Raw genomic sequence first — 23,686 nt, 5'->3', positions numbered from 1 at the left:
CTTTGCACAGCTGTGCGTTGAGCCGAGAAAATACGACATCTGATGTTCTGTTCACGACATATGGGTTAATTTGCCTATTCATTGGGCGCTTCAGACCCCGCGAACCGTGTCCCATATCCCCGCGTCTGCCGGTTTCTCGCGGTCGCCCGGCAGAGCCGAGAAGGACAGTCATCCTTCATCCGATCGTTTTCCCGCCTCCAGAATGCGCTTTGCCAGTTTCAGGTGCGGCAGGTCGAGCATGCGTCCGTCGATCTGGACGACGCCGCTGTCAGGCGAAGCCGCGAAGGCGCTCGCGACTTTTTCCGCCCAGGCGATCTCCGCAGCGTCGGGTGTGAAAGCGTGGTTGATCGGTTCGACCTGGCTCGGGTGGATCGCCATCATGCCCGAGAACCCGTCACGCCGCGCACGCCCGGCATAGGCCGCGAGGCCGCCGAGATCGCGGAAGTCGGGATAGACGGTCTCGATGGCGGGAACCGTGGCGGCATGGGCGCCAAACAGCACCAGTGAGCGGGCGAGCTCATAGGGGGCGGTGTAGCGTCCGTCCGCCTCGCGGGCGGCAGCGGCACCGATGGCGGCGGGCAAATCTTCCGCGCCCCAGGTCAGTCCGCAAAGATGAGAGGCGACATCCCTGTAGCTGCCGATCTCGAAAATGGCAGCCGGTGTCTCCGTCGCGATTGGCAGGATGGGGACGGCGGATGACAGGCGGCTTGCGAGCCGGCGCACTGACGATGCGCCTTCGGCCTTCGGCAACATGATCGCGAAGGCGTTGATATCCGCAAGTGCCATGAGGTCGTCATCGCAGGCTGGCGTGGCGAGGGGATTGATGCGAACGACGAGCTTTGCATCGGCGGCGCGGCGCGTGACGAAGTCGCGCACGGCCTCCCGTGCCTGCGGCTTGTTCGGCGCGGAAACGGAATCTTCCAGATCGAGGATGACGGCATCGGCGCCGGAGGCGACCGCCTTGTCGAAACGCTCCGGCCGGTCGCCGGGCACGAAAAGCAGCGAGCGCAGCCTCATGATGGCTTCACCTGCAGCATGGCCGTGCGCAGGCACTGGCAGACGATCTCATTTCGCTGGTTCAGCGTGATATGCCGGAATGTGACGATCCCGGCATCGGGCCGGGAGTTGGAACGCCGGAGTTCCGTCACCTCGGTCTCCACCCGAAGCGTGTCACTGATGAAGACGGGCTTGGGCATCGTCACCTTGTCATAGCCGAGATTGGCGACAAGCGTGCCAAGTGTCGTGTCGCCAACCGAGAGCCCGACGGTAAGCGCGAAGGTGAAAGTTCCGTTGACGACGATGCGGCCGAATTCCGTGCCCGCCGCATAGTCGGCATCGAGATGCAGCGGCTGCGGGTTATGGGAGAGCGCGGTGAAGAGCAGGTTGTCGGTTTCCGTGACCGTGCGGCGGATCTCATGGGCGATGCGGTCGCCGACAGCCCATTCGTCGAAGTAGCGGCCGGCCATCAATCCTCTCCCTTCATGACGCTGACGACGAGCTGGTTTTCAGAAACCCTGGCGCCCACCGAAACCGGCAACTTGCCGACGACGCCGTCAAAGGGCGCGCGCAGCGTATGCTCCATCTTCATCGCCTCGACCGTCAGCAGGCGGTCGCCCCTGGCGACGCGGTCGCCTTCCGCGACATCGACGGAAATGACGAGGCCCGGCATCGGCGAGAGGATCGCACCGTCGCCCGCGCCCTGATGCGCTTCGATTTCGCTGGCCGCGGCAGGGCCGATCGGCCAGGCATTGCCGGCATCGAAGAGAACGGTGGTTTCGCCAATGCGGACGGCATTGATGCCAGGAGCGGGGCGGACATGCCCCCAGTAGAGATGATCGCCGACGCGCACACGCGTGCGGCCATCGCTTGCGCCCGCAATGCGCAGTCCGGCGAGCGCCGACCAGGGATCGGTTTCGCCAATCGTGGCCAGGGCCGTCGCCGCCCGGTCGATTGTCGCCGCATCCGGCTCTTTCGGCAGCAGGGTCTCGCCGTGGCGGTCGAGGAAGCCGGTATCGACCCTTGCCGCGCGGAAGTCCGCATCGGCGGCGACGCGGGCGAGAAGGCCGGCATTGGATTTTACCGGCCAGATTTCAATGCTTTCACAGGCTTTGACGAGTTTGGAGAGCGCTGTCTGACGATTGCGGCCATGGGTAATGATCTTGGCGATCATCGGATCGTAGAAGGCGGTGATCTCGTTGCCTTCCTCGACGCCGCTATCGACCCTGGTGTCTGCGGGCAGGCGCAGATGATCCAGGCGCCCGATCGACGGCAGGTAGCCGGCGGCAGGGTTTTCGGCGTAAAGGCGAGCCTCGAAAGCCCAGCCTTGCATGGTTATCTCGTCCTGCCCCTTCGGCAGCGGCTGGCCTGCGGCGACCTGCAATTGCCAGAATACCAGGTCCTCACCGGTGATGGTCTCCGTGACGGGATGTTCCACCTGCAGCCTTGTATTCATCTCCATGAACCAGATGCGGTCCGGACGCAGGCCCTCGGAAGCGTCGGCGATGAATTCGATAGTGCCGGCCCCGATATAGTTCACCGCCTTTGCAGCCTTGACCGCCGCCTCACAGATCGAGGCGCGGGTTTCGGCATCGAGGCCGGGTGCGGGCGCTTCCTCGATTACTTTCTGGTGCCGGCGCTGCAGCGAGCAGTCGCGCTCGAAGAGATGAACGCAATTGCCGAAACGGTCGGCGAAGACCTGTACCTCGATATGGCGCGGATTGGCGATATAGCGCTCGATCAACACGCGATCATCGCCGAAGGAGGAGGCCGCCTCGCGGCGGCAGGAAGCGAGCATCTCGGCGAAGTCTTCCGGCCGATCGACGCGGCGCATGCCCTTGCCGCCGCCGCCGGCGACGGCTTTGACAAGCACGGGATAGCCTGTCGCGTCCGCTTCGGCCGCAAGCCTTTCGTCGCTCTGGTCGGCGCCCATATAGCCCGGTGTCACGGGCACGCCGGCCGTCTGCATCAATTGCTTGGCCGCGTCCTTCAGCCCCATGGCGCGGATGGCCGCCGGCGGCGCGCCAACCCAGATGATGCCGGCATTCTCGACGGCTTCGGCAAATTCGGCATTTTCCGACAGGAAGCCGTAGCCGGGATGGATGGCTGCCGCACCGGTCCTGCGGGCGGCCTCCAGAATGCGCGCCTGCGAAAGATAGCTCTCGCGTGCAGGCGCCGGGCCGATGGCCACGGCCTCGTCCGCCTCCGCCACGAAGGGCAGGCCGGCATCGGCCTCGGAATGGACGGCAATGGTGCGGATGCCGAGGCTTTTTGCCGTGCGGATGATCCGGCGGGCGATTTCGCCCCTGTTGGCAATGAGAAGGCTCTCCATCATCGCGCCACCTCACATCCGGAAGAGACCGAAGCGCGTCCCGCGAGGGATCGGCGCATTCAGGCAGGCAGAAAAGGCAAGGCCCAGCACGTCGCGCGTCTGGCGCGGATCGATGATGCCGTCGTCCCAAAGGCGGGCGGTGGCATAATAGGGATTGCCCTCGGCCTCGTAGCCGGCGCGGATCGGCCCCTTGAAGGCCTCCTCGTCCTCTGCCGGCCATGTCTCGCCGCGCGCTTCCATGGCATCACGGCGGATCGTGGCAAGCACGGAAGCCGCCTGTTCGCCGCCCATGACGCTGATGCGGCTGTTCGGCCAGGTGAAGAGGAAGCGGGGACGGTAGGCGCGGCCGCACATGCCGTAATTGCCGGCGCCGAAACTGCCGCCGATGATGACCGTGACTTTCGGCACGCTGGCGGTCGCAACCGCAGTCACCAGCTTCGCCCCGTCCTTGGCGATGCCGCTGGCCTCATAACGTCCGCCGACCATGAAACCCGATATATTCTGCAGGAACAGCAGCGGCACGCGGCGCTGGCAGGCAAGCTCGATGAAATGCGCGCCTTTCAGGGCGCTCTCGGAAAACAGCACGCCGTTGTTGGCGACGATGGCGACCGGCATGCCCCAGATTCGGGCAAAGCCGCAGACCAGCGTCGTGCCGTAAAGAGGCTTGAACTCGTGCAGTTCGGACCCGTCGACGATGCGGCCGATGACCTCGCGAACGTCATAGGGCGAGCGCACATCCTCGGGGATGATGCCGTTGAGATCTTCCGGATCGAGCTTCGGCGGGCGTGGTGGCTGGATGTCGATATCGACTGATTTCACGCTGTTGAGGCTGGCGACGATATCGCGCACGAGAAGCAGCGCGTGCTCGTCATTTTCGGCGACGTGATCGACGACACCGGAGCGGCGGCCATGGGTTTCGGCGCCGCCGAGCTCTTCGGCCGAAATGATCTCTCCGGTCGCAGCCTTCACCAGCGGCGGGCCGGCCAGGAAGATCGTGCCCTGATTGCGCACGATGACCGTCTCGTCGGACATGGCGGGCACGTAGGCGCCGCCTGCCGTGCAGCTTCCCATGACGCAGGCGATCTGCGGAATGCCTTCGGCCGACATTTGCGCCTGATTGTAGAAGATCGCCCCGAAATGATCGCGGTCGGGAAAGACCTCGGCCTGATGCGGAAGATTGGCGCCGCCGCTGTCGACCAGATACAGGCAGGGCAACCTGTTCTGCATGGCGATTTCCTGCGCCCGCAGATGTTTCTTCACGGTCATCGGAAAATAGGCGCCACCCTTTACCGTCGCATCGTTGGCGACGATCATGACCTCGCGGCCGCGAACGCGGCCGATGCCGGTGATGATCCCTGCCCCGGGCGCCTCGTTGCCGTACATGCCGTTCGCCGCCAGCGTGCCGATCTCCAGCAAGGGGCTCCCCGCGTCGAGCAGGAGCTGGATGCGGTCGCGCGGCAGCAGTTTGCCCTTTCCGGTGTGGCGGTCGCGTGCCGATGGCGAACCGCCTTCGCGGATCTTTGCCGAGCGGTCGTAGAGCTCGTCGATCAGTGCCTTGTTCTTGCTGCTATTGGCCTTGAAGGTCTCGCTGTCGCGATCGATGTCAGAGGAAATCACCGTCATGACGCGATGAGCTCCCGGCCGATCAGATAGCGGCGGATTTCGTTGGTGCCGGCCCCGATATCGTAGAGCTTGGCATCGCGCAGGAAGCGCTCGACCGGCCATTCCTTGGTATATCCGGCACCGCCGAGCGCCTGGATGGCCTCCAGCGACACTTTCACGGCATTTTCGCTGGCAAAGAGGATTGCCGCCGCCGCATCCGAGCGGGTCGTGCGGCCGGCATCGCAGGCACGCGCCACCGAATAGACATAGGCGCGCGACGCATTCAGCGCGACATACATGTCTGCGATCTTGCCCTGCATCAGCTGGAAGTCGCCGATGGCCCTGCCGAACTGCTTGCGCTCCCGCACGTAGGGCAGCACCACGTCCAGGCAGGCCTGCATGATGCCGAGCGGCCCGGCGGCAAGCACGGCGCGCTCATAGTCGAGGCCCGACATCAGGATCTTCACGCCGTCGCCTTCGCGCCCCATCAGCGCCTCCGCCGGCACCTCGCAATCCTGAAAAACGAGTTCGGCCGTATCGCTGCCGCGCATGCCGAGCTTTGAGAGCTTCTTGGAAACGCTGAAGCCGGGCATGCCTTTCTCGATGATGAAGGCCGAAATACCCTTCGGCCCGGCGGCCGGGTCGGTCTTGGCATAGACGACGAGCACGTCGGCATGCGGCGCATTGGTGATCCAGAATTTCGTGCCGTTGAGAGTGAAGCGATCGCCCTTGCGCTCGGCCCTCAGCCGCATGGAAACGACATCCGAGCCCGAACCGGCTTCGGACATGGCAAGCGAACCGACATGCTCGCCGGAAATCAGCTTCGGCAGATAGCGATGCTTCTGCTCCGCCGTCGCCCAGCGGCGGATCTGGTTGACGCAGAGATTGGAATGGGCACCGTAACTCAGGCCCACGGATGCAGAGGCACGCGAAACCTCTTCCATGGCGACGACATGGTCGAGATAACCGAGACCCGTCCCGCCGAACTCCTCTTCGACGGTGATGCCGTGCAGGCCGAGCGCACCCATCTGCGGCCAGAGCTGGCGTGGAAACGTGTTGCTTTCGTCGATCTCCGTTGCGATCGGAGCAATATTGTCGGCGGCAAATCGCGCCGTCGCCTCGCGGATCGCGTCCGCGGTTTCGCCGAGCGAAAAATCAAACATGGCATTCCTCCCGCCAAAATATGTAGCGCGGGTTGCGGCCGGTTCAAAGCTCCCTTGATCGAAGTCTATTCCCAGCGGGGCGATTTTGCCTCGTCGCGCCTATAGGCCTCGGGACTTTTGCCCATCCATTTCTTGAAGGCACGAAAGAAGGCGCTGGGCTCGGAATAGCCGAGCTGCACGGCAATTTCGCCGATGGTCTTCTGCGTATTCATCAGCATGTCGACGGCAAGGTCGCGGCGGATATCGTCCTTGATGCCGGCATAGCTCTGACCCTCGTCGTGCAGGCGATGCCGCAAGGTCGAGGAGGGGATGCGCATATCCCTGGCGAGCGTCTGGAAGCCCGTCCAGGCTGCGGGAGAGCTTTGGGAGAGGCGGCGGCGCAGGGCGGCGGCGATGCCGGCATCGTAGCGGTAGCGCACGAGGATATTGGCAGGGGCGCCGCGCAGGAACTGCTTGAGGGACTGTTCGCTGCGTGAAATCGGCAGGTCGAGCATGGCGCTGTCGAAACCGAGCCGGCTGATCGGCTGCGAGAAACGCACCGGCGCGCCGAAGAAGAGACGGTAGTCGGCGCCCTGGCCGGGTTCCGCACAGCGGAAATCGACGAGACGGATCGGGATGCGCCGGCCGACCAGCCAGCAGATGATGCCGTGCAGGATGATCCAGTAGGTGCGGTAGGCAAAGGCGGAACGCGGCTCGCCGGCATCGCGAAGCTCGACCTGTGCCAGGCCGTCGCGGACAAGCAGTGTGCCGCGCGGATCGTCCAGCACGACATCGAGGAAACGCAAGGCGCGCCTGAGCGCGTGGCCGAGTGTCGGTGCGTGCAGAACGCAATGGCAGAGCAAGGTGAAGCTGCCGCTGCGCATCGGCCGGCCGCCCATGCCGAAGAACTCGTCGTCCAGCTCGGCGGCGATTGCCAGCCAGAGCGCGCCATAGGTCTCGGCTGAAACCGGCTGATCGATCTTTGACGGCAGGCCGAGCCTGGTCAGGAGCGGTGCCGTCGGCCTTCCCAGCCGTCGCAGGCTGTCGAGGGCTTCCTCGACGAAGCCGGGGGCAATCATGCGTCGCTCGATCTCAGCCATCGCCGCTCCGCGATCTATGGCAAAACTGTCCGCAATAATGGGGCAATTCTGTCATCGCTTGCAATAGGGTGAGGGACTAGAATCGTGTCTCAGGCGGGCTCTGGAGGAGTGTCTGCCGGGCAGGGAGGAGCGTTCCGTGCAGATCCGCGGCGCAAATTTCATCGTTACCGGCGGCGGCTCCGGGCTTGGAGCCGCAACGGCGCGCATGCTCGTCGAAGCAGGCGGCTGCGTGACGATTGCCGATCTCAATCCCGATGCCGGCGCGGCGATCGCCGGCGAACTCGGGCAGGGGGCACGTTTCGTCAAGGCCGACGTGACCGATGAAAAAGACGGCGCGGCCGTCATTGCCGCGGCCTTCGACGCCTTCGGCCCGCTTCGCGGGCTTATCAATTGCGCCGGCGTTGCGCCTGCGGAGAAAGTACTCGGTCGCGAAGGGCCGCACCGGCTGCAGAGCTTTGCCCGGACGATCGCCATCAATCTCATCGGCACGTTCAACATGACCCGGCTTGCCGCCGCCGCCATCCAGACGGCAGAGCCGGATGCGGAAGGCGAGCGCGGCGTAATCGTCAATACGTCTTCTGCCGCAGCCTTCGACGGCCAGATCGGTCAGGCCGCCTATGCCGCCTCCAAGGGTGGGGTTGCAGCGATGACGCTGCCGATTGCCCGCGAGCTTGCGCGCCACGGCATCCGCACCGTCTCGATCGCGCCCGGCATCTTTGAAACGCCTATGATGGCAGCCATGCCGGCGGAAGTGCGCGAGGCGCTCGGCAGGAGCGTGCCTTTCCCGCCGCGCCTTGGACACCCGGCCGAGTTTGCCGCGCTGGTGCGCCATATCCTGGAAAACAACATGCTGAATGGCGAGGTCATCCGCCTCGACGGCGCGTTGCGCATGGGCGCGCGCTGAGCGCCTCGCCCGAAGGAGGAAACATGACCTTGCAGGATCCTATCGTCATCGTCGGCGCGGCCCGCACGCCGATCGGCAGCTTTCAGGGTGAACTCAGGGATGCGGCCGCCCCGGAACTGGGCGCCGTGGCAATCCGCGCAGCGCTTTTGCGCAGCGGCGTTGCGGCCGATGCGATCGATGAGGTCGTTTTCGGCTGCGTATTGCCGGCCGGCCAAGGGCAGGCGCCGGCCCGTCAGGCGGCGATCCATGCCGGCCTGCCCTTTGGGACGGGCGCCAGCACGGTCAACAAGATGTGCGGCTCCGGCATGAAGGCGGTCATGATGGCCCATGACCTGATCGCGGCCGGCAGCGGCTCGATCGCGGTCGCCGGCGGCATGGAAAGCATGACCAATGCGCCCTATCTCCTTGATCGTGCCCGTGCGGGTTACAGGCTCGGCCATGGGCGGGTCGTGGACCATATGTTCCTCGACGGGCTGGAGGATGCGTATGACAAGGGGCGCTTGATGGGCAGCTTCGCGGAGGATTGCGCCGAAGCCTATCAGTTCACGCGCGAGGCGCAGGACGCCTATGCCGTGACCTCGCTGACGCGAGCGCAGAAGGCGATTGCCGAGGGCTGTTTCGAGAAGGAAATCGTGCCCGTCACGATAAAATCCGGCAGGGCCGAACTGGTGGCAAGCCGCGACGAGCAGCCGGGTAAGGTAAAGCCTGACAAGATCCCGACCCTGAAGCCCGCTTTCCGCGACGGCGGTACGGTGACGGCGGCAAATTCCAGTTCGATTTCCGATGGTGCGGCCGCCCTCATCCTCATGCGCCGCTCGCAGGCGGAACGCCGTGGCCTCAAGCCGCTCGCCACCATCCTCGGCCATGCCACGCATTCGCAGGCGCCCAATCTCTTCGCCACGGCGCCGATCGGTGCTTTGCAGAAGCTTTCGGACCGGACCGGCCTGCCGCTCTCCGATGTCGATCTCTTCGAAATCAACGAGGCCTTCGCCGTCGTTGCCATGGCGGCCATGCGCGACCTCGACCTGCCGCATGACAAGGTGAACGTGCATGGTGGCGCCTGTGCGCTCGGCCATCCGATCGGCGCGTCCGGTGCCCGTATTCTGGTGACGCTTCTGTCGGCGCTCGACCGTTACGACCTGAAGCGCGGCATGGCGGCACTCTGTATCGGCGGCGGCGAGGCAACCGCCGTTGCCATCGAGCGGCATTAGGGGAGGGCAAGGCCCATGATCCTTTCCGAACTTCAGCAGCAGATCCGCGATCTCGCCCGCGACTTCGCCCGCGAAAGGCTCGCGCCTGGCGCGGCAAAACGCGACCGGGACTCTCTCTTCCCCCGTGAGGAATTGCGGGAGATGGGCGAACTCGGGCTGCTCGGCATGCTGGTGCCGGAGGCCTATGGCGGATCGGATACGGGTGTCATTGCCTATGCCGCGGCCCTTGAGGAGATCGCTGCCGGCGACGGTCCCTGCTCCACCATCATGAGCGTGCACAGTTCGGTCGGCTGTGTGCCCATCCTGAAATTCGGCAATGAAGAGCAGCGCCAGCGCTTTCTGCCGAAGCTTGCAAGCGGCGAATGGATCGGCGGTTTTGCGCTGACGGAGCCGCAGGCCGGCTCCGACGCCTCGAACCTGAAAACGCGGGCGCGGCGCGACGGAGATCATTATGTGCTCGACGGCGCCAAGCAGTTCATCACTTCGGGCAAGAACGGCCAGGTCATTATCGTCTTTGCCGTCACCGATCCCGATGCCGGCAAGAAAGGGATCACGGCTTTCATCGTGCCGACCGATACTCCGGGCTATGAGGTGATCCGGGTCGAGGAAAAGCTCGGCCTGCATTCCTCCGACACCTGCCAGATCGCCTTCAACAACATGCGCATCCCCGCTGAGTTCCGCCTCGGCGGGGAAGGGGAGGGCTATCGTATCGCGCTTGCCAATCTCGAAGGTGGGCGGATCGGCATCGCCGCACAGGCCGTCGGCATGGCGAAAGCAGCCTTCGAGGCGGCTCGCGATTATGCCCGGGAACGGAGCGCCTTCGGCAAGCTGATTGTCGAGCACCAGGCGGTCGCTTTCCGGCTCGCCGACATGGCGACGCGGATAGAGGCGGCGCGCCAGCTGGTGTTCCACGCGGCCTCGCTGCGGGAGGCGGGATTGCCCTGCCTGTCGGAGGCCTCGATGGCCAAGCTGTTCGCTTCCGAAATGGCCGAACGCGTCTGTTCCGACGCGATCCAGATCCATGGCGGTTACGGCTACATGGCCGACTATCCGGTGGAGCGCATCTATCGCGATGTGCGCATCTGTCAGATCTATGAGGGAACGAGCGACGTGCAGCGCATGGTGATCGCCCGCAACCTGTAACAAGTGGGTCCTGCTTCTGGAGGAGAGGAGCGGGGCCGATAATGGGAGGAAAAAGACCATATGGTGGAATCTGCTCGTTTGAGCCTGCACGTTCCCGAACCCGCCGTCCGTCCGGGCGGCCATCCCGATTTCTCCAACGTCAAGATCGCCAAGGCCGGATCGGTGCCGCGCCCGGAAGTGGATGTCGCGTCCGAGGACATTCGCGAGCTCGCCTATTCGATCATCCGCGTGTTGAACCGGGAGGGTGAGGCCGTCGGCCCGTGGGCCGGATCGCTGACCGACGAGGAACTGCTGGCCGGGCTTCGCAACATGATGAAGCTGCGCGCCTTCGATGCCCGCATGCTGATGGCGCAGCGGCAGGGCAAGACCTCCTTCTACATGCAGCATCTCGGCGAAGAGGCGGTCAGCTGCGCCTTCCGCAAGGCGCTGCGCAAGGGCGACATGAATTTCCCGACCTATCGCCAGGCTGGCCTGCTCATCGCCGACGACTATCCGATGGTCGAGATGATGAACCAGATCTACTCGAACGAGAGCGATCCGCTGCGCGGGCGCCAGCTCCCCATCATGTACTCGTCCAAGGAACATGGCTTCTTCACAATCTCGGGCAATCTCGCCACGCAATATGTGCAGGCGGTCGGCTGGGCCATGGCCTCCGCAATCAAGAACGACAGCCGCATCGCGGCCGCCTGGATCGGCGACGGCTCGACGGCGGAATCGGATTTCCATTCGGCGCTGGTCTTTGCTTCCACCTACAAGGCGCCCGTCATCCTCAATATCGTCAACAATCAGTGGGCAATCTCCACCTTCCAGGGCATTGCCCGTGGCGGTTCCGGCACGTTTGCCGCTCGCGGCCTCGGTTTCGGCATTCCGGCGCTGCGCGTCGATGGCAACGACTATCTCGCCGTCCACGCCGTTGCCCGCTGGGCGGCGGAAAGGGCACGGCGCAATCTCGGCCCGACGCTGATCGAATATGTCACCTACCGCGTCGGCGCTCATTCCACCTCGGACGATCCGAGCGCCTATCGGCCGAAGACGGAATCGGAGGCCTGGCCGCTCGGCGATCCTGTCCTGCGATTGAAGAAACACCTGATCGTCAGGGGCGTCTGGTCGGAAGAGCGCCATGCCCAGGCCGAGGCCGAGATCATGGACGAGGTGATCGAAGCCCAACGCCAGGCCGAACAGCACGGCACGCTGCATGACGGCGGCAAGCCGTCGGTGCGCGATATTTTCGAGGGCGTCTATGCCGAAATGCCGCCGCACATCCGTCGCCAGCGACAGAAGGCGGGGTACTGACATGGCCCGGATGACGATGATCGAGGCCGTGCGCAGCGCCATGGACGTCTCGATGGCGCGCGACGACAATGTCGTGGTCTTCGGTGAGGACGTCGGTTATTTCGGCGGCGTCTTCCGCTGCACCCAGGGCCTGCAGGCAAAATACGGCACGACGCGCTGTTTCGACACGCCGATCAGCGAATCCGGAATTGTCGGCACGGCGATCGGCATGGCCGCCTATGGGCTGAAGCCCTGCGTCGAAATCCAGTTCGCCGATTATATGTATCCGGCTTACGATCAGCTGACGCAGGAGGCGGCCCGCATCCGCTACCGCTCGAACGGCGATTTCACCTGCCCGATCGTCGTGCGCATGCCGACCGGCGGCGGCATTTTCGGCGGCCAGACGCACAGCCAGAGCCCGGAGGCGCTGTTTACCCATGTCTGCGGCCTGAAAGTGGTGGTGCCCTCCAACCCCTATGACGCCAAGGGCCTGCTGATTGCGGCCATCGAGGATCCCGATCCGGTCATGTTCCTGGAGCCGAAGCGGCTCTATAACGGACCCTTCGACGGCCATCACGAACGGCCGGTGACGCCCTGGTCGAAACACGACCTCGGCGAGGTGCCGGAAGGACATTATACGATCCCGATCGGCAGGGCGGAGGTGCGGCGTGCGGGCTCGGCTGTGACCGTGGTCGCCTACGGCACGATGGTACACGTGGCGCTCGCCGCCGCCGAGGATGCCGGCATCGATGCCGAGGTGATCGATCTCAGGAGCCTCCTGCCGCTCGACCTCGACACGATCGTCAAATCCGTGGCCAAGACCGGGCGCTGCGTCGTCGTGCACGAAGCGACCTTGACCTCGGGCTTCGGCGCCGAGATCGTGTCGCTGGTGCAGGAACATTGCTTCTATCAGCTCGAAGCCCCGATCGTGCGCGTCGCCGGCTGGGACACGCCCTATCCGCATGCGCAGGAATGGGATTATTTCCCCGGACCCGGCCGCGTCGGACGTGCGCTTGCCGAAGTGATGGAGGCCTGAGCCATGGGCGAATTCATCATCAAGATGCCGGATGTCGGCGAAGGCGTTGCGGAGGCCGAGCTTGTCGAATGGCATGTGAAGACGGGCGATCCCGTGCGCGAGGACATGGTCATCGCCGCGGTCATGACCGACAAGGCAACCGTCGAGATCCCGTCTCCCGTCAGCGGCACCGTGACCTGGCTTGCCGGTGAGGTCGGCGACCGCATCGCGGTCAAGGCGCCGCTGGTGAGGATCGAGACATCGGGGGAGGTGAGCGTGGCAGAGCCCGCAGCGGCTCCGCCGCCGCAACCGGTCGAGCCGGTGAAGGTGGACGCGCCCAAACCCGCGCCGAAGGCGCCCGCATCCCCACTGCCGCCCCGTCCCGCACCCGCCGAAAAGCCGCTTGCCGCCCCGTCCGTGCGGCTCTTTGCGCGCGAGAGCGGGGTGGATCTGCGGCAGGTGCAAGGCAGCGGGCCGGCCGGCCGCATCCTGCGCGAAGATATCGAGCAGTTCCTGACCCAGGGGGCGGCGGCCGCGCCGGCAAGGGCGGTTCTCGGTAAGAAGACGGCGACCGAGGAAATCAAGCTGACCGGTCTTCGCCGCCGGATTGCCGAAAAAATGGTGCTCTCCACCTCGCGTATTCCGCACATTACCTATGTGGAGGAGGTGGATATGACCGCGCTCGAGGAGTTGCGCGCCACCATGAATGCCGACCGCAAGGCCGAGCATCCCAAGCTGACGGTGCTGCCCTTTCTGATGCGGGCTCTGGTCAAGGCGATTTCCGAACAGCCCGAGGTCAATGCCACCTTTGATGACGACGCCGGCATTATCACGCGCCACAGCGCCGTGCATATCGGCATTGCCACGCAGACGCCGGCGGGCCTGACCGTACCCGTCGTGCGTCATGCCGAGGCGTGCGGCATCTTCGATTGCGCCGTCGAGTTGAACCGGCTGGCGGATGCGGCGCGTTCCGGCACGGCGACGCGAGATGAACTCTCCGGTTCGACCATCACGATCAGCTCGCTCGGCGCGCTCGGCGGCATCGTTTCCACGCCTGTCATCAATCATCCGGAAGTGGCGATTATCGGCGTCAACAAGATCGCGACACGGCCGGTCTGGGACGGCACGCAATTCGTGCCGCGCAAGATGATGAACCTGTCCTCCAGCTTCGACCACCGCATCATCGACGGCTGGGACGCGGCGACCTTCGTGCAGCGCATCCGCACGCTGCTCGAAACGCCGGCGCTCATTTTCATCGAAGGCTGAGTCATGAAAGAGATTGTCTGCAAGCTCCTCGTCATCGGTGCTGGCCCAGGTGGTTATGTCTGCGCCATCCGTGCCGGCCAGCTCGGAATCGACACGGTCATCGTCGAGGCCGGCAAGCCGGGCGGCACGTGCCTGACCGTCGGTTGCATTCCCTCCAAGGCGCTCATCCATGCGGCGGAGGAATTCGATGCCGCACAGCGGATGCTGGCGGGCAGGAACCCGATGGGCATCCGTGTCGAAGGTGCCTCCATCGATCTTGCGCGAACGATCGCCTGGAAGGACGGCATTGTCGGGCGACTGACCGCCGGCGTCTCCGGCCTGCTGCAGAAGGCCCGCGTGAAGATCGTCCACGGCCGCGCGCATTTTCGCGACGGCAAGACTGTCGAGGTCGAGACGGAGACCGGCCAGCAGATCATTCGCGCCGAAACCGTCGTCATCGCTACCGGCTCCGATCCTGTCGAACTGCCGAACCTGCCCTTCGGCGGCCGCATCATATCTTCGACCGAGGCGCTGTCGTTGGGCGAGTTGCCGAAAAATCTTGTCGTGGTCGGCGGCGGTTATATCGGCCTGGAGCTTGGGACGGCCTTCGCCAGGATGGGATCGCAGGTCACGGTGGTCGAGGCGACGCAACAGGTCCTGCCGCAATATGACGCCGATCTCGTGCGGCCCGTGATGCGCAAGTTGACCGAGCGCGGCATCCGCGTGCTGACCGGTGCGAAGGCGATCGGCCTTTCCGATTCCGGCGACGGCCTTGTCGTCGAAACGCCTGACGGCCGGCAGCAGACACTTGCCGCAGACCGTGTTCTCGTCACTGTCGGACGTCGCCCGAGAACCACAGGCTCCGGTCTCGAAGAACTCGATCTCGATCGCGCCGGCCCCTTTCTGAGGATCGACGATCGCTGCCGGACTTCGATGCGCGGCATCTACGCCATCGGTGACGTCACCGGCGAGCCCATGCTGGCGCATCGGGCGATGGCGCAGGGGGAGATGGTGGCGGAGATCGTTGCCGGAAAGAAGCGAGCCTGGGACAAGCGCTGTATCCCGGCGATCTGCTTTACCGATCCGGAAATCGTCAGCGCCGGCCTGTCCCCGTCGGAAGCCCGCGCTCAGGGTTATGAGATCAGGACCGGCCAGTTTCCCTTCAGCGCCAACGGACGGGCGATGACCATGCTCTCGGAGGAGGGATTCGTGCGGGTCGTGGCGCGGGCCGACACCAATCTGGTGGTCGGCCTGCATGCGGTAGGGGCCGGTGTCTCGGAACTCTCCGCCGCTTTCGCGCTCGCCATCGAAATGGGCGCGCGGCTCGAAGATATCGCCGGCACGATCCATGCGCATCCGACGCGCAGCGAGGCAATCATGGAAGCGGCGTTGAAAGCCCTGGGCAGCGCCCTTCACATCTGAGCAGCGCTACGGTGCGTCAGGTTGCGCGCCGGTCGAGCGCCGTTCGATGAGTTCGCCCGAAAGGCGGATGGTTGTCGCGGCTCTGAGCAGCGCCGACGTATCGCCCTCGATCATTTCGACGACGACGCGCACGATCTCGTCGACCGGCTGGCGAAAGGTGGTGAGGTTGTAATGCGGCCAGCCGGCCATCGGGATATCGTCGAAGCCGGCAACGAGGATATCGTCGGGCACGCGGCAACCGGCCTCCTCCCTGAGCGCGTCGATGCCGCCGATTGCCAGGATGTCGTTGGCAAAGAAGATCGCGTCGGTGCTTTTCCTGGCGGCGATTTCAAGCGCGGCCCTGCGGCCGGCATTATAGCTGTATTCCCGCCCCTCGATCTGGGCGCTCAGCGTCATGCCGAGTTCGGCAATGCGCGTTACGAAACCGTTCTGGCGTTCGCGGTTGGTGGTCGTGTGGCTGAGACCGGCGACATAGGCCACCCTGCGGGCGCCCTGCCTGTGGAAATGATCGGCGATGGCGCGCGCGCCCTCGACATTGTTGCAGGCGACGCAGCTGAGGTTCGTGTCTTCGATCACGCGGTTGATCAGGATGGCCGGCCTGCCTTCCGTCGCCCAGCTCAGCGTGCTGCCCGACAGGATTGTCGCCGAGATCACGATGACCGCATCCACATTGTAACGTCGCAGCGCCGAAAGCTGCTCCTCGAGATTGGACCCCTTCGTGATGTTGAAGAGAAGGCTCTGCAGGCCGATGCGCTGCAGCGAGCGGGAAAGTTTCTCGATCAGGCCCGGATAGAAGGGGTTCTGCATATCGGAGACGACGATGCCGATGATGTTCGTGCGGCTCTTCGAGAGCATGCTGGCGATTGCGTTCGGCTGATAGTCTACTTCCGCCGCATATTTCAGGATGCGTTCGCGCAGATCGGCCGCGATGCTGGCGCCGGGCGTGAAGGCGCGCGACACGGCCGACTGGCTCACTCCGAGCATGCGCGCCAGTTCGCGCGCCGTAATCGGCTTTCGGCTCAGTGCGTCGCCGGGCGGCTCCCCCTGCAAGGACGGCGATCCCTGTTTGCGCATCATGCTTCCCCGTTGCCAATCTCTACCCTGCTCACTCTTTTTGCATTCGGATGCAACAATTTCAACTGCTTCCTGCGCTTGGCCGTCAATTCTTCTTTCGGCGGCTTTTCGCCCTGATGGTGGCGCGAGTTATATGCGCTGCAACATTCGGATGGCCGATAAAATAAGGAATTGTATGACACTCTTATATATCATGTCGGTGCGAAGGCATTTTTGCGGATTCTGACATAAAAGCTGTTCCAATTTCAATTCAATCACCGTGTTGCATACGGATGCAAATTGGAAGATGCTCCCTCCAACGACAATGCCGGCGCTTAAAACGTCCGTTCTTTGAGGGAATGCCAGTGGGTACGATCATCAAGTCCGTCGAAGCTTTTCAGGTGAAATGGGAGCCCAATGAGCCGCCGGGCCGCCGCACCGCTTTTGTGCGGGTGACGACCGAAGACGGCACTGTCGGCCACGGCGAGGCCTCGCCGATGATGGGCGGCGAACATTCGCTCGGCGTCGTCAGGGATTTCGCCGCTTCGCTCGTCGGTGCCGATGCGCTCGACCAGGCGGTCATCTACGACCGGCTGCTGCATAAATATGTGAAGCTCGGCCCGGAAGGCGCCGTCACCGGCGCGCTTGCCGCGCTCGATATCGCCCTCTGGGACATCAAGGGCAAGCACTTCAATCAGCCGGTCTACAAGCTGCTCGGCGGTGCCTGGCGCACGGAGCTGCCCTTCTATGCTTCGGTCGGCAACAATGCTGGCCGCACCGTCGATGAAACGGTTCGTGTCGTCGAGCAGCGGTGGAAGGCCGAAAAGCCGGCCGCCATCAAGATCCGCTGGGATGGCGACCGCACCCGTCAGGACTATGATATTCCCGGCGACATCGCCAAGGCCAAGGCCGTGCGCAAGCTCGTGGGCGACGATTTCCCGCTCGCCTTCGATGCCAACAACCAATATTCCGTCGGCGGCGCCATCCGCGTCGGCCGCGCGCTCGAGGAACTCGGCTATATCTGGTTCGAGGAGCCGGTCCAGCACTATAACGTTCGCGCCATGGGCGAGGTTGCCCAGCGCCTCGACATCACGGTTTCGGCCGCCGAACAGTCCTACACGACCCAGGCCGTCGTCGACATGATCAATGCCGGCGTGCGCATGGTGCAGCCCGATATCGTCAAGATGGGCGGCATTACCGGCCTCATGCAATGCGCCGCAATCTGCTTTGCCCACGGCGTCGAGCTCGTTCCGCACCAGACCCAGCCGATGATTGCGCATGTGGCGAACCTGCACGTGCTGGCCACGCTGATGCACAATACCAAACCCGCCGAATTCTCCGATCCGTCGACGCGCATGCATGTCGGCTTCGCCAATCCGCCGATCCCGGAAGACGGCAAGTTCAAGGTGCCGTCCGGCCCCGGTCTCGGCCTGATCGTCAACGATGCCGAGCTCGACAGACGGCGCAGCTGAATATTCTGACACATGGGAGGAAATGACATGAACCTGAGAAGACGCCAGTTTCTGGAACTGACTGCAGCCACCGCTGCAATGAGCATGCTTGGACCCGCTTTCGCGCGCGCTGCGAGCGATCCGGACACGATCCGCATCGGCATCGCAGCGAGCGGTCCGCGCAGCAGCGATCCGAACTACACGACGCAGGGCGGCGACAACTGGGCAACCGAGCAGATGTACGAACAGCTCGTGCGCCCGGATGACGGCACTTTCGCCACCACGCCCGACCAGTATCGTCCGACGCTTGCCACCGAGTGGTCGGCGTCCCCCGATGCCAAGACCTGGACCTTCAAGCTGCGCCAGGGCGTGCAGTTCCACAAGGGCTTCGGCGAAATGACGTCGGAAGACGTCGTCTTTTCCTTCAAGCGCGCCATGGCCGACGGCACCAACAAGCCGATCCTGTCGAATGTCGCCGATGTGGTCGCGAACGGCCCCTATGAGGTCGTCATCACGCTGAAGAATTCCGACGTGAACCTCCTGGGAACCACGATCTTCCTCAACAACACGTCGATCGTTTCCAAGAAGGCCTACGATCAGATCGGCGCGGACAAGTTCAAGACCGACGCTGTCGGCACCGGTCCTTACGAACTCGCCCGTTTCGACAGCCAGTGGGGCACGGCGCTGAAGCGCCATGAAGGCTACTGGGGCGAGAAGGCGAAGGTCGCCAAGGTCGAGTCCGTCTATATTGCCGATACGACCGCCCGCACGCTCGCGCTGCTGTCGGGCGATGTCGATATGATCGAAGCCGTCCGCGCCCCGGGCTGGGTCGATTCCATGCTGCAGCGCGACTCCACGCTGCAATTCGACATGACGTCGCCGGGCTCGTTCAACACGCTGCATATCAACCTGAAGCGCAAGCCCTTCGACAATATCAAGGTGCGTCAGGCGATCATGTACGCCGTCGATCGTCATGCGGTCGGCAATGCGCTGAAGCCGATGGGCGGTTTTACGGCCGGCCTGCAGCCCGATTTCTTCCCGGGCGGCTTCAAGACCGAAGACCTGCCGCCGGAGCTTCAGTACAACTACGATCCTGACAAGGCCAAGGCGCTGCTGGCCGAAGCCGGCTTCCCCGATGGTTTCGACTTCGAAAGCAATATCAGCCAGCGTGAAGACTATGCGTCGATCATGCTGATCGTGCAGGAGCAACTGCGGGCCGTCGGCATGCGCATGAACCTGCATATCGGCGACCACACCGCCTATCACGCCGACAACCAGCACGACAAGAACACGCTGGCCCTGCATTCCTCGAGCTATCCGCCGATCCCGACGCAGCTCTATATCCAGCAGCTGTCGACAAAGGCGGAAGTCAAGCCGGACGGATCGGGCGGCATCAACTACAGTCACTACGGCGTCGCCATGCCCGGCATCGACGACCTGCTCGCCAAGGCGCTGCAGGCGACCGACTACAACGCCTATGTCGACTACTGCAAGCAGATCGAACTTCAGGTTCTGCGTGACCTGCCGCTGATCGGCATGTCCACGCTCTCCTTCACGGTCGCCCGCAATGCCCGCCTCGACCTCGGCTACAAGGTGCAGAGCGGTTACGCGCGTTGGCGTTTCCACCGCGCCACGAAGACAGCCTGATCGCAGATCGCGATGAATGCGAGTGAATGAACATGGCTAGATATTTTCTCCTCCGGCTGGCGGATGCCATTCCGACAATCTGGCTGGTGCTCACGCTCGTGTTCATCGCGATGCGCATCCTGCCGGGCGATCCGGCGATCGCGGCTCTGGGAGACATGGCTCTCCCGGAGCAGCTTGCAGCCTTCCGCCATAAGATGGGGCTCGATGTGTCGCTCTGGCAGCAATACATCAACTTCCTCGTCGGTGTGCTCAGCCTCGATTTCGGCCAGTCCTACATGAATGACGAGCCGGTGCTGAAGCTGATTGCCGCCAATCTGCCCTATACGATCGAACTCACTGTTGCGGCGATGATCATCGGTGTCGGCGCCGGTGTACCCTTCGGCGTGCTGGCCGCAACCCATCGTGACCGGCTGCCGGATTCCGGCATGCGCGTCTTTGCCCTGCTCGGTTACGCGATACCGGATTTCTATCTCGGTGCGCTGCTCCTGATCGGCTTCGCCCTGAACTTCGGCTGGTTCCCGATCAATGGCGGCGGCGAAGGTTTCATGGATCGCCTGTACCATATCGTGCTGCCGGCGCTGACGCTTGCGCTCGTCAAGGCCGCCTTCATCGGCCGGCTGTCGCGAACAGCCCTTCTGGAAACGCTCGGCAAGGATTATGTCCGCACCGCCCGCGCCAAGGGTGCCCGCGAACCACGCGTCATCTATCGCCACGGCCTGCGCAACGCGCTGCTGCCGCTGTCGACCGGCATGGGGCTCAGCCTGCTTGCCACGCTCTCGGGCTCGGTCGCCGTCGAGCTGGTCTTCAACCGGCCCGGTCTCGGACGCCTGCTGATCCAGGCAATCAACGAGCGTGACTACGGCGTGATCCAGGGCGGCGTCGTTGTCTTCGCGCTCCTCGTCCTTCTCATCAATCTGGTGATGGATCTCCTCTACATCGTCATCGATCCTCGCATCCGGGTGAAATAATGAGCATCGTCACTCAAACGTCGGCCCCTGCCTTGCAGGCATCCGAGCAGCCCTTGCTGGCACCCGCCCCCGGCCTGCTGTCGCTTCTTTCCAGAACCCTTCTGCATCGGCCTTCGACGATCTTCGCACTGGCGATCGCGCTCGTGTTCTTTCTGGTCGCAGTGCTTGCGCCATGGCTCGCGCCTTATGACCCTCTGGCCCAGAGCATCCTGTCGATCAACCAGGCGCCGTCGGCCGCCCATTGGCTCGGCACCGACCAGTTCGGGCGCGACGTTCTCTCGCGCATGATCCACGGTTCGCGCAATTCGCTGCTCTTCGGCCTGATCTCTCCGGCCCTCGCTGCGTTGCTCGGCACCGCGCTCGGCGTGACCGCCGGCTATTTCGGCGGGCTGATCGACCGTATCATCAGCCGCTTCATCGACCTGCTGCTCGCTTTCCCGGAACTGCTGCTTGCCATCATCATCGCAGCCGTGCTCGGCGGCGCCTTCTGGAATATCATCGCCGTCATCACCGTTGCCTTCGTTCCCGGATTTGCCCGTGTGGCCCGCGCCTCGACCCTGTCGGTCAAGCAGGAACCCTATGTGGAAGCCGCGATTGCCGTCGGCGTGCGCACGCCCGTCATCATCTTCCGGCACATCATCCCGAATATCGCAGCCCCCATCGTCGTGCTGATGACGCTTTGGGTCGCTTCGGCCATCCGTCTCGAAGCCTCGCTGAGTTTCCTCGGCATCGGCACGCGCGCGCCCAATCCGAGCTGGGGCAACATCATCCGCGATGGCCTCAACAACCTCTTCGGCTCACCCTGGCCGATCATCGCCGCCGGCTTCGCCATCACCTGCGTGGTTTTGTCCTTCAACCTGATCGGCGATGCGGTGCGAGATATGCTGGATCCGGAGACGAGCCAATGACGTCCAAAACACAGACACCGTTGCTCAAAGTCGAGGGCCTCGCCGTCGAATTCGGCCCGAAGGCTTCTCCGATCCGCGTCGTGAACGGCGTCTCCTTCGAAATCGAGGCGGGCGGTTCGGTCGGTATCGTCGGCGAATCCGGCTCGGGCAAGTCGATTACGTCGCTGGCGATCATGGGGCTCATCCCCAATCCGCCGGGCCGCATCGCCGAGGGGCGTATCGAGCTTGAAGGCGTCAACCTTCTCGATCTGCCGAAGACGAAACTGCCCGAGATCCGCGGCCGCGACATCGCGATGATCTTCCAGGAGCCGATGAGTTCGCTGAACCCGGTCATGACGATCGGCGACCAGATCGGCGAGGCGATCAAGCTGCATGAGAAGATGAGCCGCGAGCAGCGCCGCGCCCGCATCATCGAGCTTTTGAAACTGGTCGGCATTCCCAATCCGGAGGGGCGGCTTGACGCCTATCCGCACCAGTTTTCCGGCGGCATGCGCCAGCGCGTGATGATCGCCATGGCGGTCGCCTGCAATCCGAAGCTGCTGATCGCCGACGAGCCGACGACGGCGCTCGACGTCACCATCCAGGCCCAGGTGCTCGACCTGATGGCCAGGGTGCGCAAGACGCTGAATACCGCGGTCCTCTTGATCTCGCACGATCTCGGCGTCATCGCCGAGGTCTGCGACCGGGTGATCGTCATGTATGCCGGCCGGGTCGTCGAGGATGCCGATGTCCGCTCGATCTTCGCCAATCCCAGCCACCCCTATACGCGCGGCCTGCTCAAATCCATCCCGCGCCTCGATGACGATCAGAAGCGCCTCTACCAGATCCCCGGTTCGGTGCCTCTTGCCGGCACCGTCAAGCAGGGCTGTCCCTTCTATGCCCGCTGTGGCGACCGGACCGAAAGATGCGCGGCCGAAATGCCACCCATGTTCACCGTTTCAGAACGCCATAAGGCGGCCTGCTGGGTCACCGCCGGAGCAACAGCATGACAGAGATGAGCAGCGTCGACGACCTCTTGACCGTCCGCAACCTTGGCAAGACCTTTTCGGATGCAGGCGGCCTGTCTTTTGCGCGCTCGTCCTCGGGTGGCGTGCGCGCCGTGGACGGCGCCTCCTTCTCCGTCAAGCCGGGCGAGACGCTGGCGCTGGTCGGTGAATCCGGCTGCGGCAAGTCCACGCTCGGACGGCTTCTGCTGCGGCTGATCCAGCCGACCGACGGCGAAGTGCTGTTCGAGGGGCGCGATATCACATCGCTGAGTGCCGCCGAGATGCGCATGATGCGCGCCAAGATGCAGATGGTCTTTCAGGATCCCTATGGCTCGCTCAGTCCGCGCCGTTCGATCGCGCAGATCATCTCCGAGCCGCTGGAAGTCTTCGGCATGGCGAAGTCGTCAAGGCAGCGGCGGGACCGTGTGGCGGAACTGCTGACGCAGGTCGGCCTGTCGCCCGCTTTCATGGACCGCTACCCGCGGCAATTCTCCGGCGGCCAGCGCCAGCGTATCGGCATTGCCCGCGCCATCTCGGTCAATCCGCGTTTCATCGTCGCCGACGAGCCGGTTTCGGCGCTCGACGTTTCGGTACAGGCGCAGATCGTCAATCTGTTGCAGGATCTGCAGGCCGAACGGAAATTTTCCTACCTCTTCATCGCCCATGATCTGGCGGTGGTCCGGCATATCGCCGACCGCGTAGCAGTCATGTATCTCGGCAGGATCGTCGAAATCGGGCCGAAGAAGTCGGTCTATTCCATGCCGCAGCATCCCTATACGCAGGCGCTGCTGTCGGCAGCACCCGAACCCGATCCGGATCGCAAGGCAAACCGTATCGTGCTGCAGGGCGACGTTCCAAGCCCCTCCCGCGTTCCGCCGGGCTGCAGCTTCCATACGCGCTGTCCGATTGCAAAGGACATCTGCAAGGTCGATCGGCCGGGTCTGCGTGAAGTCTCGCCAAACCAGTTCTCAGCCTGCCATTTCGCTGCGCCCAATCCGCTGACGCAGGCGGGCTGAAACGATTGGCCCTCAGTGCACCTGGCCTGCCGGCGCACTTTCGATCGTTTCCTCGACGGGCAGGTCTAAGCCGCTCTCGGCGAGATCCTGCAGCAGCGCGCCGAGCGCAAGATCGAGGCAATAGACGGAAAACTCGGCATTGAGTTCCCGGGCGTTCTGGCGGGCGTAGGACACGAGCCGAGCAAGCGATGCGATATCCCGCAGCCTTTGATCCTTCTCGGTGGTCCCGAGTTCGATATTGTCTTCAGCTGCCATGTCTATTTGAGCTCTCCG

Annotated in this window: 21 protein-coding genes; 13 read left to right on the top strand and 8 right to left on the bottom strand. The window is 63.8% G+C overall.

All coding sequences use genetic code 11. The annotated features are described in order from the left end of the window. Nucleotides 1-168 precede the first annotated feature (168 nt). The 6 genes from ACU8HS_RS24000 to ACU8HS_RS23975 form a co-directional block, all read right to left on the bottom strand. On the bottom strand, nt 169-1,017 hold the full coding sequence (locus tag ACU8HS_RS24000; RefSeq protein ID WP_447016356.1) for an HpcH/HpaI aldolase/citrate lyase family protein: 849 nt from the start codon (nt 1,015-1,017) through the stop codon (nt 169-171). After that, complete coding sequence (locus ACU8HS_RS23995) at nt 1,014-1,466, bottom strand: MaoC family dehydratase (RefSeq protein ID WP_447016355.1); 453 nt, start codon at nt 1,464-1,466, stop codon at nt 1,014-1,016. The genes ACU8HS_RS24000 and ACU8HS_RS23995 overlap by 4 nt, the downstream gene beginning before the upstream one ends. After that, nucleotides 1,466-3,331 (bottom strand): ATP-binding protein, encoded by a 1,866-nt coding sequence (locus ACU8HS_RS23990; protein ID WP_447016354.1) that lies wholly within the window; start codon nt 3,329-3,331, stop codon nt 1,466-1,468. Before ACU8HS_RS23990 ends, ACU8HS_RS23995 begins: the two co-directional genes overlap by 1 nt. Nucleotides 3,332-3,340: 9 nt before the next feature. Next, nucleotides 3,341-4,951 carry a carboxyl transferase domain-containing protein gene (locus ACU8HS_RS23985; protein ID WP_447016353.1) on the bottom strand — a complete coding sequence of 537 codons (1,611 nt, stop codon included), beginning with the start codon at nt 4,949-4,951 and terminating at the stop codon, nt 3,341-3,343. Then, a complete protein-coding gene (locus ACU8HS_RS23980) occupies nt 4,948-6,093 on the bottom strand; it encodes an isovaleryl-CoA dehydrogenase (RefSeq protein WP_447016352.1) in 1,146 nt (381 codons plus the stop codon). Before ACU8HS_RS23980 ends, ACU8HS_RS23985 begins: the two co-directional genes overlap by 4 nt. A 65-nt stretch (nt 6,094-6,158) precedes the next feature. Beyond that, a complete protein-coding gene (locus ACU8HS_RS23975) occupies nt 6,159-7,172 on the bottom strand; it encodes an AraC family transcriptional regulator (RefSeq protein WP_112753098.1) in 1,014 nt (337 codons plus the stop codon). A 136-nt stretch (nt 7,173-7,308) separates the two neighbouring features. On the opposite strand from ACU8HS_RS23975, the gene ACU8HS_RS23970 reads away from it, so the two are divergent. Genes ACU8HS_RS23970 through lpdA form a run of 7 tightly spaced genes read left to right on the top strand, consistent with a single transcriptional unit; the run spans nt 7,309 to nt 15,384 of the window. Further along, nucleotides 7,309-8,076, top strand: a complete 768-nt coding sequence (locus ACU8HS_RS23970) for a 3-hydroxyacyl-CoA dehydrogenase (RefSeq protein WP_112753097.1) — start codon at nt 7,309-7,311, stop codon at nt 8,074-8,076. Between the two features lie 23 nt (nt 8,077-8,099). Beyond that, nucleotides 8,100-9,287 (top strand): acetyl-CoA C-acyltransferase, encoded by a 1,188-nt coding sequence (locus ACU8HS_RS23965; RefSeq protein ID WP_112753096.1) that lies wholly within the window; start codon nt 8,100-8,102, stop codon nt 9,285-9,287. Nucleotides 9,288-9,302: 15 nt separating this feature from the next. Then, entirely contained in the window at nt 9,303-10,430 is a 1,128-nt protein-coding gene (locus tag ACU8HS_RS23960) for an acyl-CoA dehydrogenase family protein (protein WP_112703081.1), read from the top strand. 60 nt (nt 10,431-10,490) lie between these two features. Continuing rightward, entirely contained in the window at nt 10,491-11,723 is a 1,233-nt protein-coding gene (locus ACU8HS_RS23955; RefSeq protein ID WP_112571079.1) for a 3-methyl-2-oxobutanoate dehydrogenase (2-methylpropanoyl-transferring) subunit alpha, read from the top strand. 1 nt (nt 11,724) lies between these two features. Continuing rightward, a complete protein-coding gene (locus ACU8HS_RS23950; RefSeq protein ID WP_112571077.1) occupies nt 11,725-12,738 on the top strand; it encodes an alpha-ketoacid dehydrogenase subunit beta in 1,014 nt (337 codons plus the stop codon). Nucleotides 12,739-12,741: 3 nt separating this feature from the next. Further along, the gene (locus ACU8HS_RS23945) at nt 12,742-13,983 is read left to right on the top strand and encodes a dihydrolipoamide acetyltransferase family protein (protein WP_447016351.1); all 1,242 of its coding nucleotides are present in this window, start codon (nt 12,742-12,744) and stop codon (nt 13,981-13,983) included. 3 nt (nt 13,984-13,986) lie between these two features. Further along, nucleotides 13,987-15,384 carry a dihydrolipoyl dehydrogenase gene (lpdA, locus tag ACU8HS_RS23940; protein WP_447016350.1) on the top strand — a complete coding sequence of 466 codons (1,398 nt, stop codon included), beginning with the start codon at nt 13,987-13,989 and terminating at the stop codon, nt 15,382-15,384. A gap of 6 nt (nt 15,385-15,390) precedes the next feature. Here the strand turns inward: lpdA and ACU8HS_RS23935 are convergent, their stop codons facing one another. After that, nucleotides 15,391-16,461, bottom strand: a complete 1,071-nt coding sequence (locus ACU8HS_RS23935; RefSeq protein ID WP_112753092.1) for a LacI family DNA-binding transcriptional regulator — start codon at nt 16,459-16,461, stop codon at nt 15,391-15,393. 341 nt (nt 16,462-16,802) lie between these two features. Between ACU8HS_RS23935 and ACU8HS_RS23930 the strand changes: the two genes are divergently transcribed. The 6 genes from ACU8HS_RS23930 to ACU8HS_RS23905 are packed head-to-tail and all read left to right on the top strand — an operon-like array spanning nt 16,803 to nt 23,413. Beyond that, entirely contained in the window at nt 16,803-17,909 is a 1,107-nt protein-coding gene (locus ACU8HS_RS23930; protein WP_162718933.1) for a mandelate racemase/muconate lactonizing enzyme family protein, read from the top strand. Nucleotides 17,910-17,936: 27 nt separating this feature from the next. After that, nucleotides 17,937-19,535 carry an ABC transporter substrate-binding protein gene (locus tag ACU8HS_RS23925; protein WP_447016349.1) on the top strand — a complete coding sequence of 533 codons (1,599 nt, stop codon included), beginning with the start codon at nt 17,937-17,939 and terminating at the stop codon, nt 19,533-19,535. A 32-nt stretch (nt 19,536-19,567) separates the two neighbouring features. Next, nucleotides 19,568-20,503, top strand: a complete 936-nt coding sequence (locus ACU8HS_RS23920; RefSeq protein ID WP_447016348.1) for an ABC transporter permease — start codon at nt 19,568-19,570, stop codon at nt 20,501-20,503. Further along, nucleotides 20,503-21,411: an ABC transporter permease gene (locus ACU8HS_RS23915; RefSeq protein ID WP_112571065.1), complete on the top strand. Its 909-nt coding sequence runs from the start codon at nt 20,503-20,505 to the stop codon at nt 21,409-21,411. Before ACU8HS_RS23920 ends, ACU8HS_RS23915 begins: the two co-directional genes overlap by 1 nt. After that, nucleotides 21,408-22,400: an ABC transporter ATP-binding protein gene (locus ACU8HS_RS23910; protein WP_447016347.1), complete on the top strand. Its 993-nt coding sequence runs from the start codon at nt 21,408-21,410 to the stop codon at nt 22,398-22,400. The genes ACU8HS_RS23915 and ACU8HS_RS23910 overlap by 4 nt, the downstream gene beginning before the upstream one ends. After that, nucleotides 22,397-23,413 carry a dipeptide ABC transporter ATP-binding protein gene (locus ACU8HS_RS23905; RefSeq protein WP_162703016.1) on the top strand — a complete coding sequence of 339 codons (1,017 nt, stop codon included), beginning with the start codon at nt 22,397-22,399 and terminating at the stop codon, nt 23,411-23,413. The genes ACU8HS_RS23910 and ACU8HS_RS23905 overlap by 4 nt, the downstream gene beginning before the upstream one ends. Nucleotides 23,414-23,425: 12 nt before the next feature. On the opposite strand, the gene ACU8HS_RS23900 is transcribed toward ACU8HS_RS23905, so the two are convergent. Then, nucleotides 23,426-23,668 (bottom strand): hypothetical protein, encoded by a 243-nt coding sequence (locus ACU8HS_RS23900; protein ID WP_112758536.1) that lies wholly within the window; start codon nt 23,666-23,668, stop codon nt 23,426-23,428. Nucleotides 23,669-23,686: the final 18 nt, after the last annotated feature.

Source organism: Rhizobium sp. KDH_Rht_773_N (assembly GCF_052946295.1).
The sequence above is the reverse complement of the archived record's forward strand: the minus strand, read 5'-3'. Positions and strand labels throughout refer to the sequence as shown.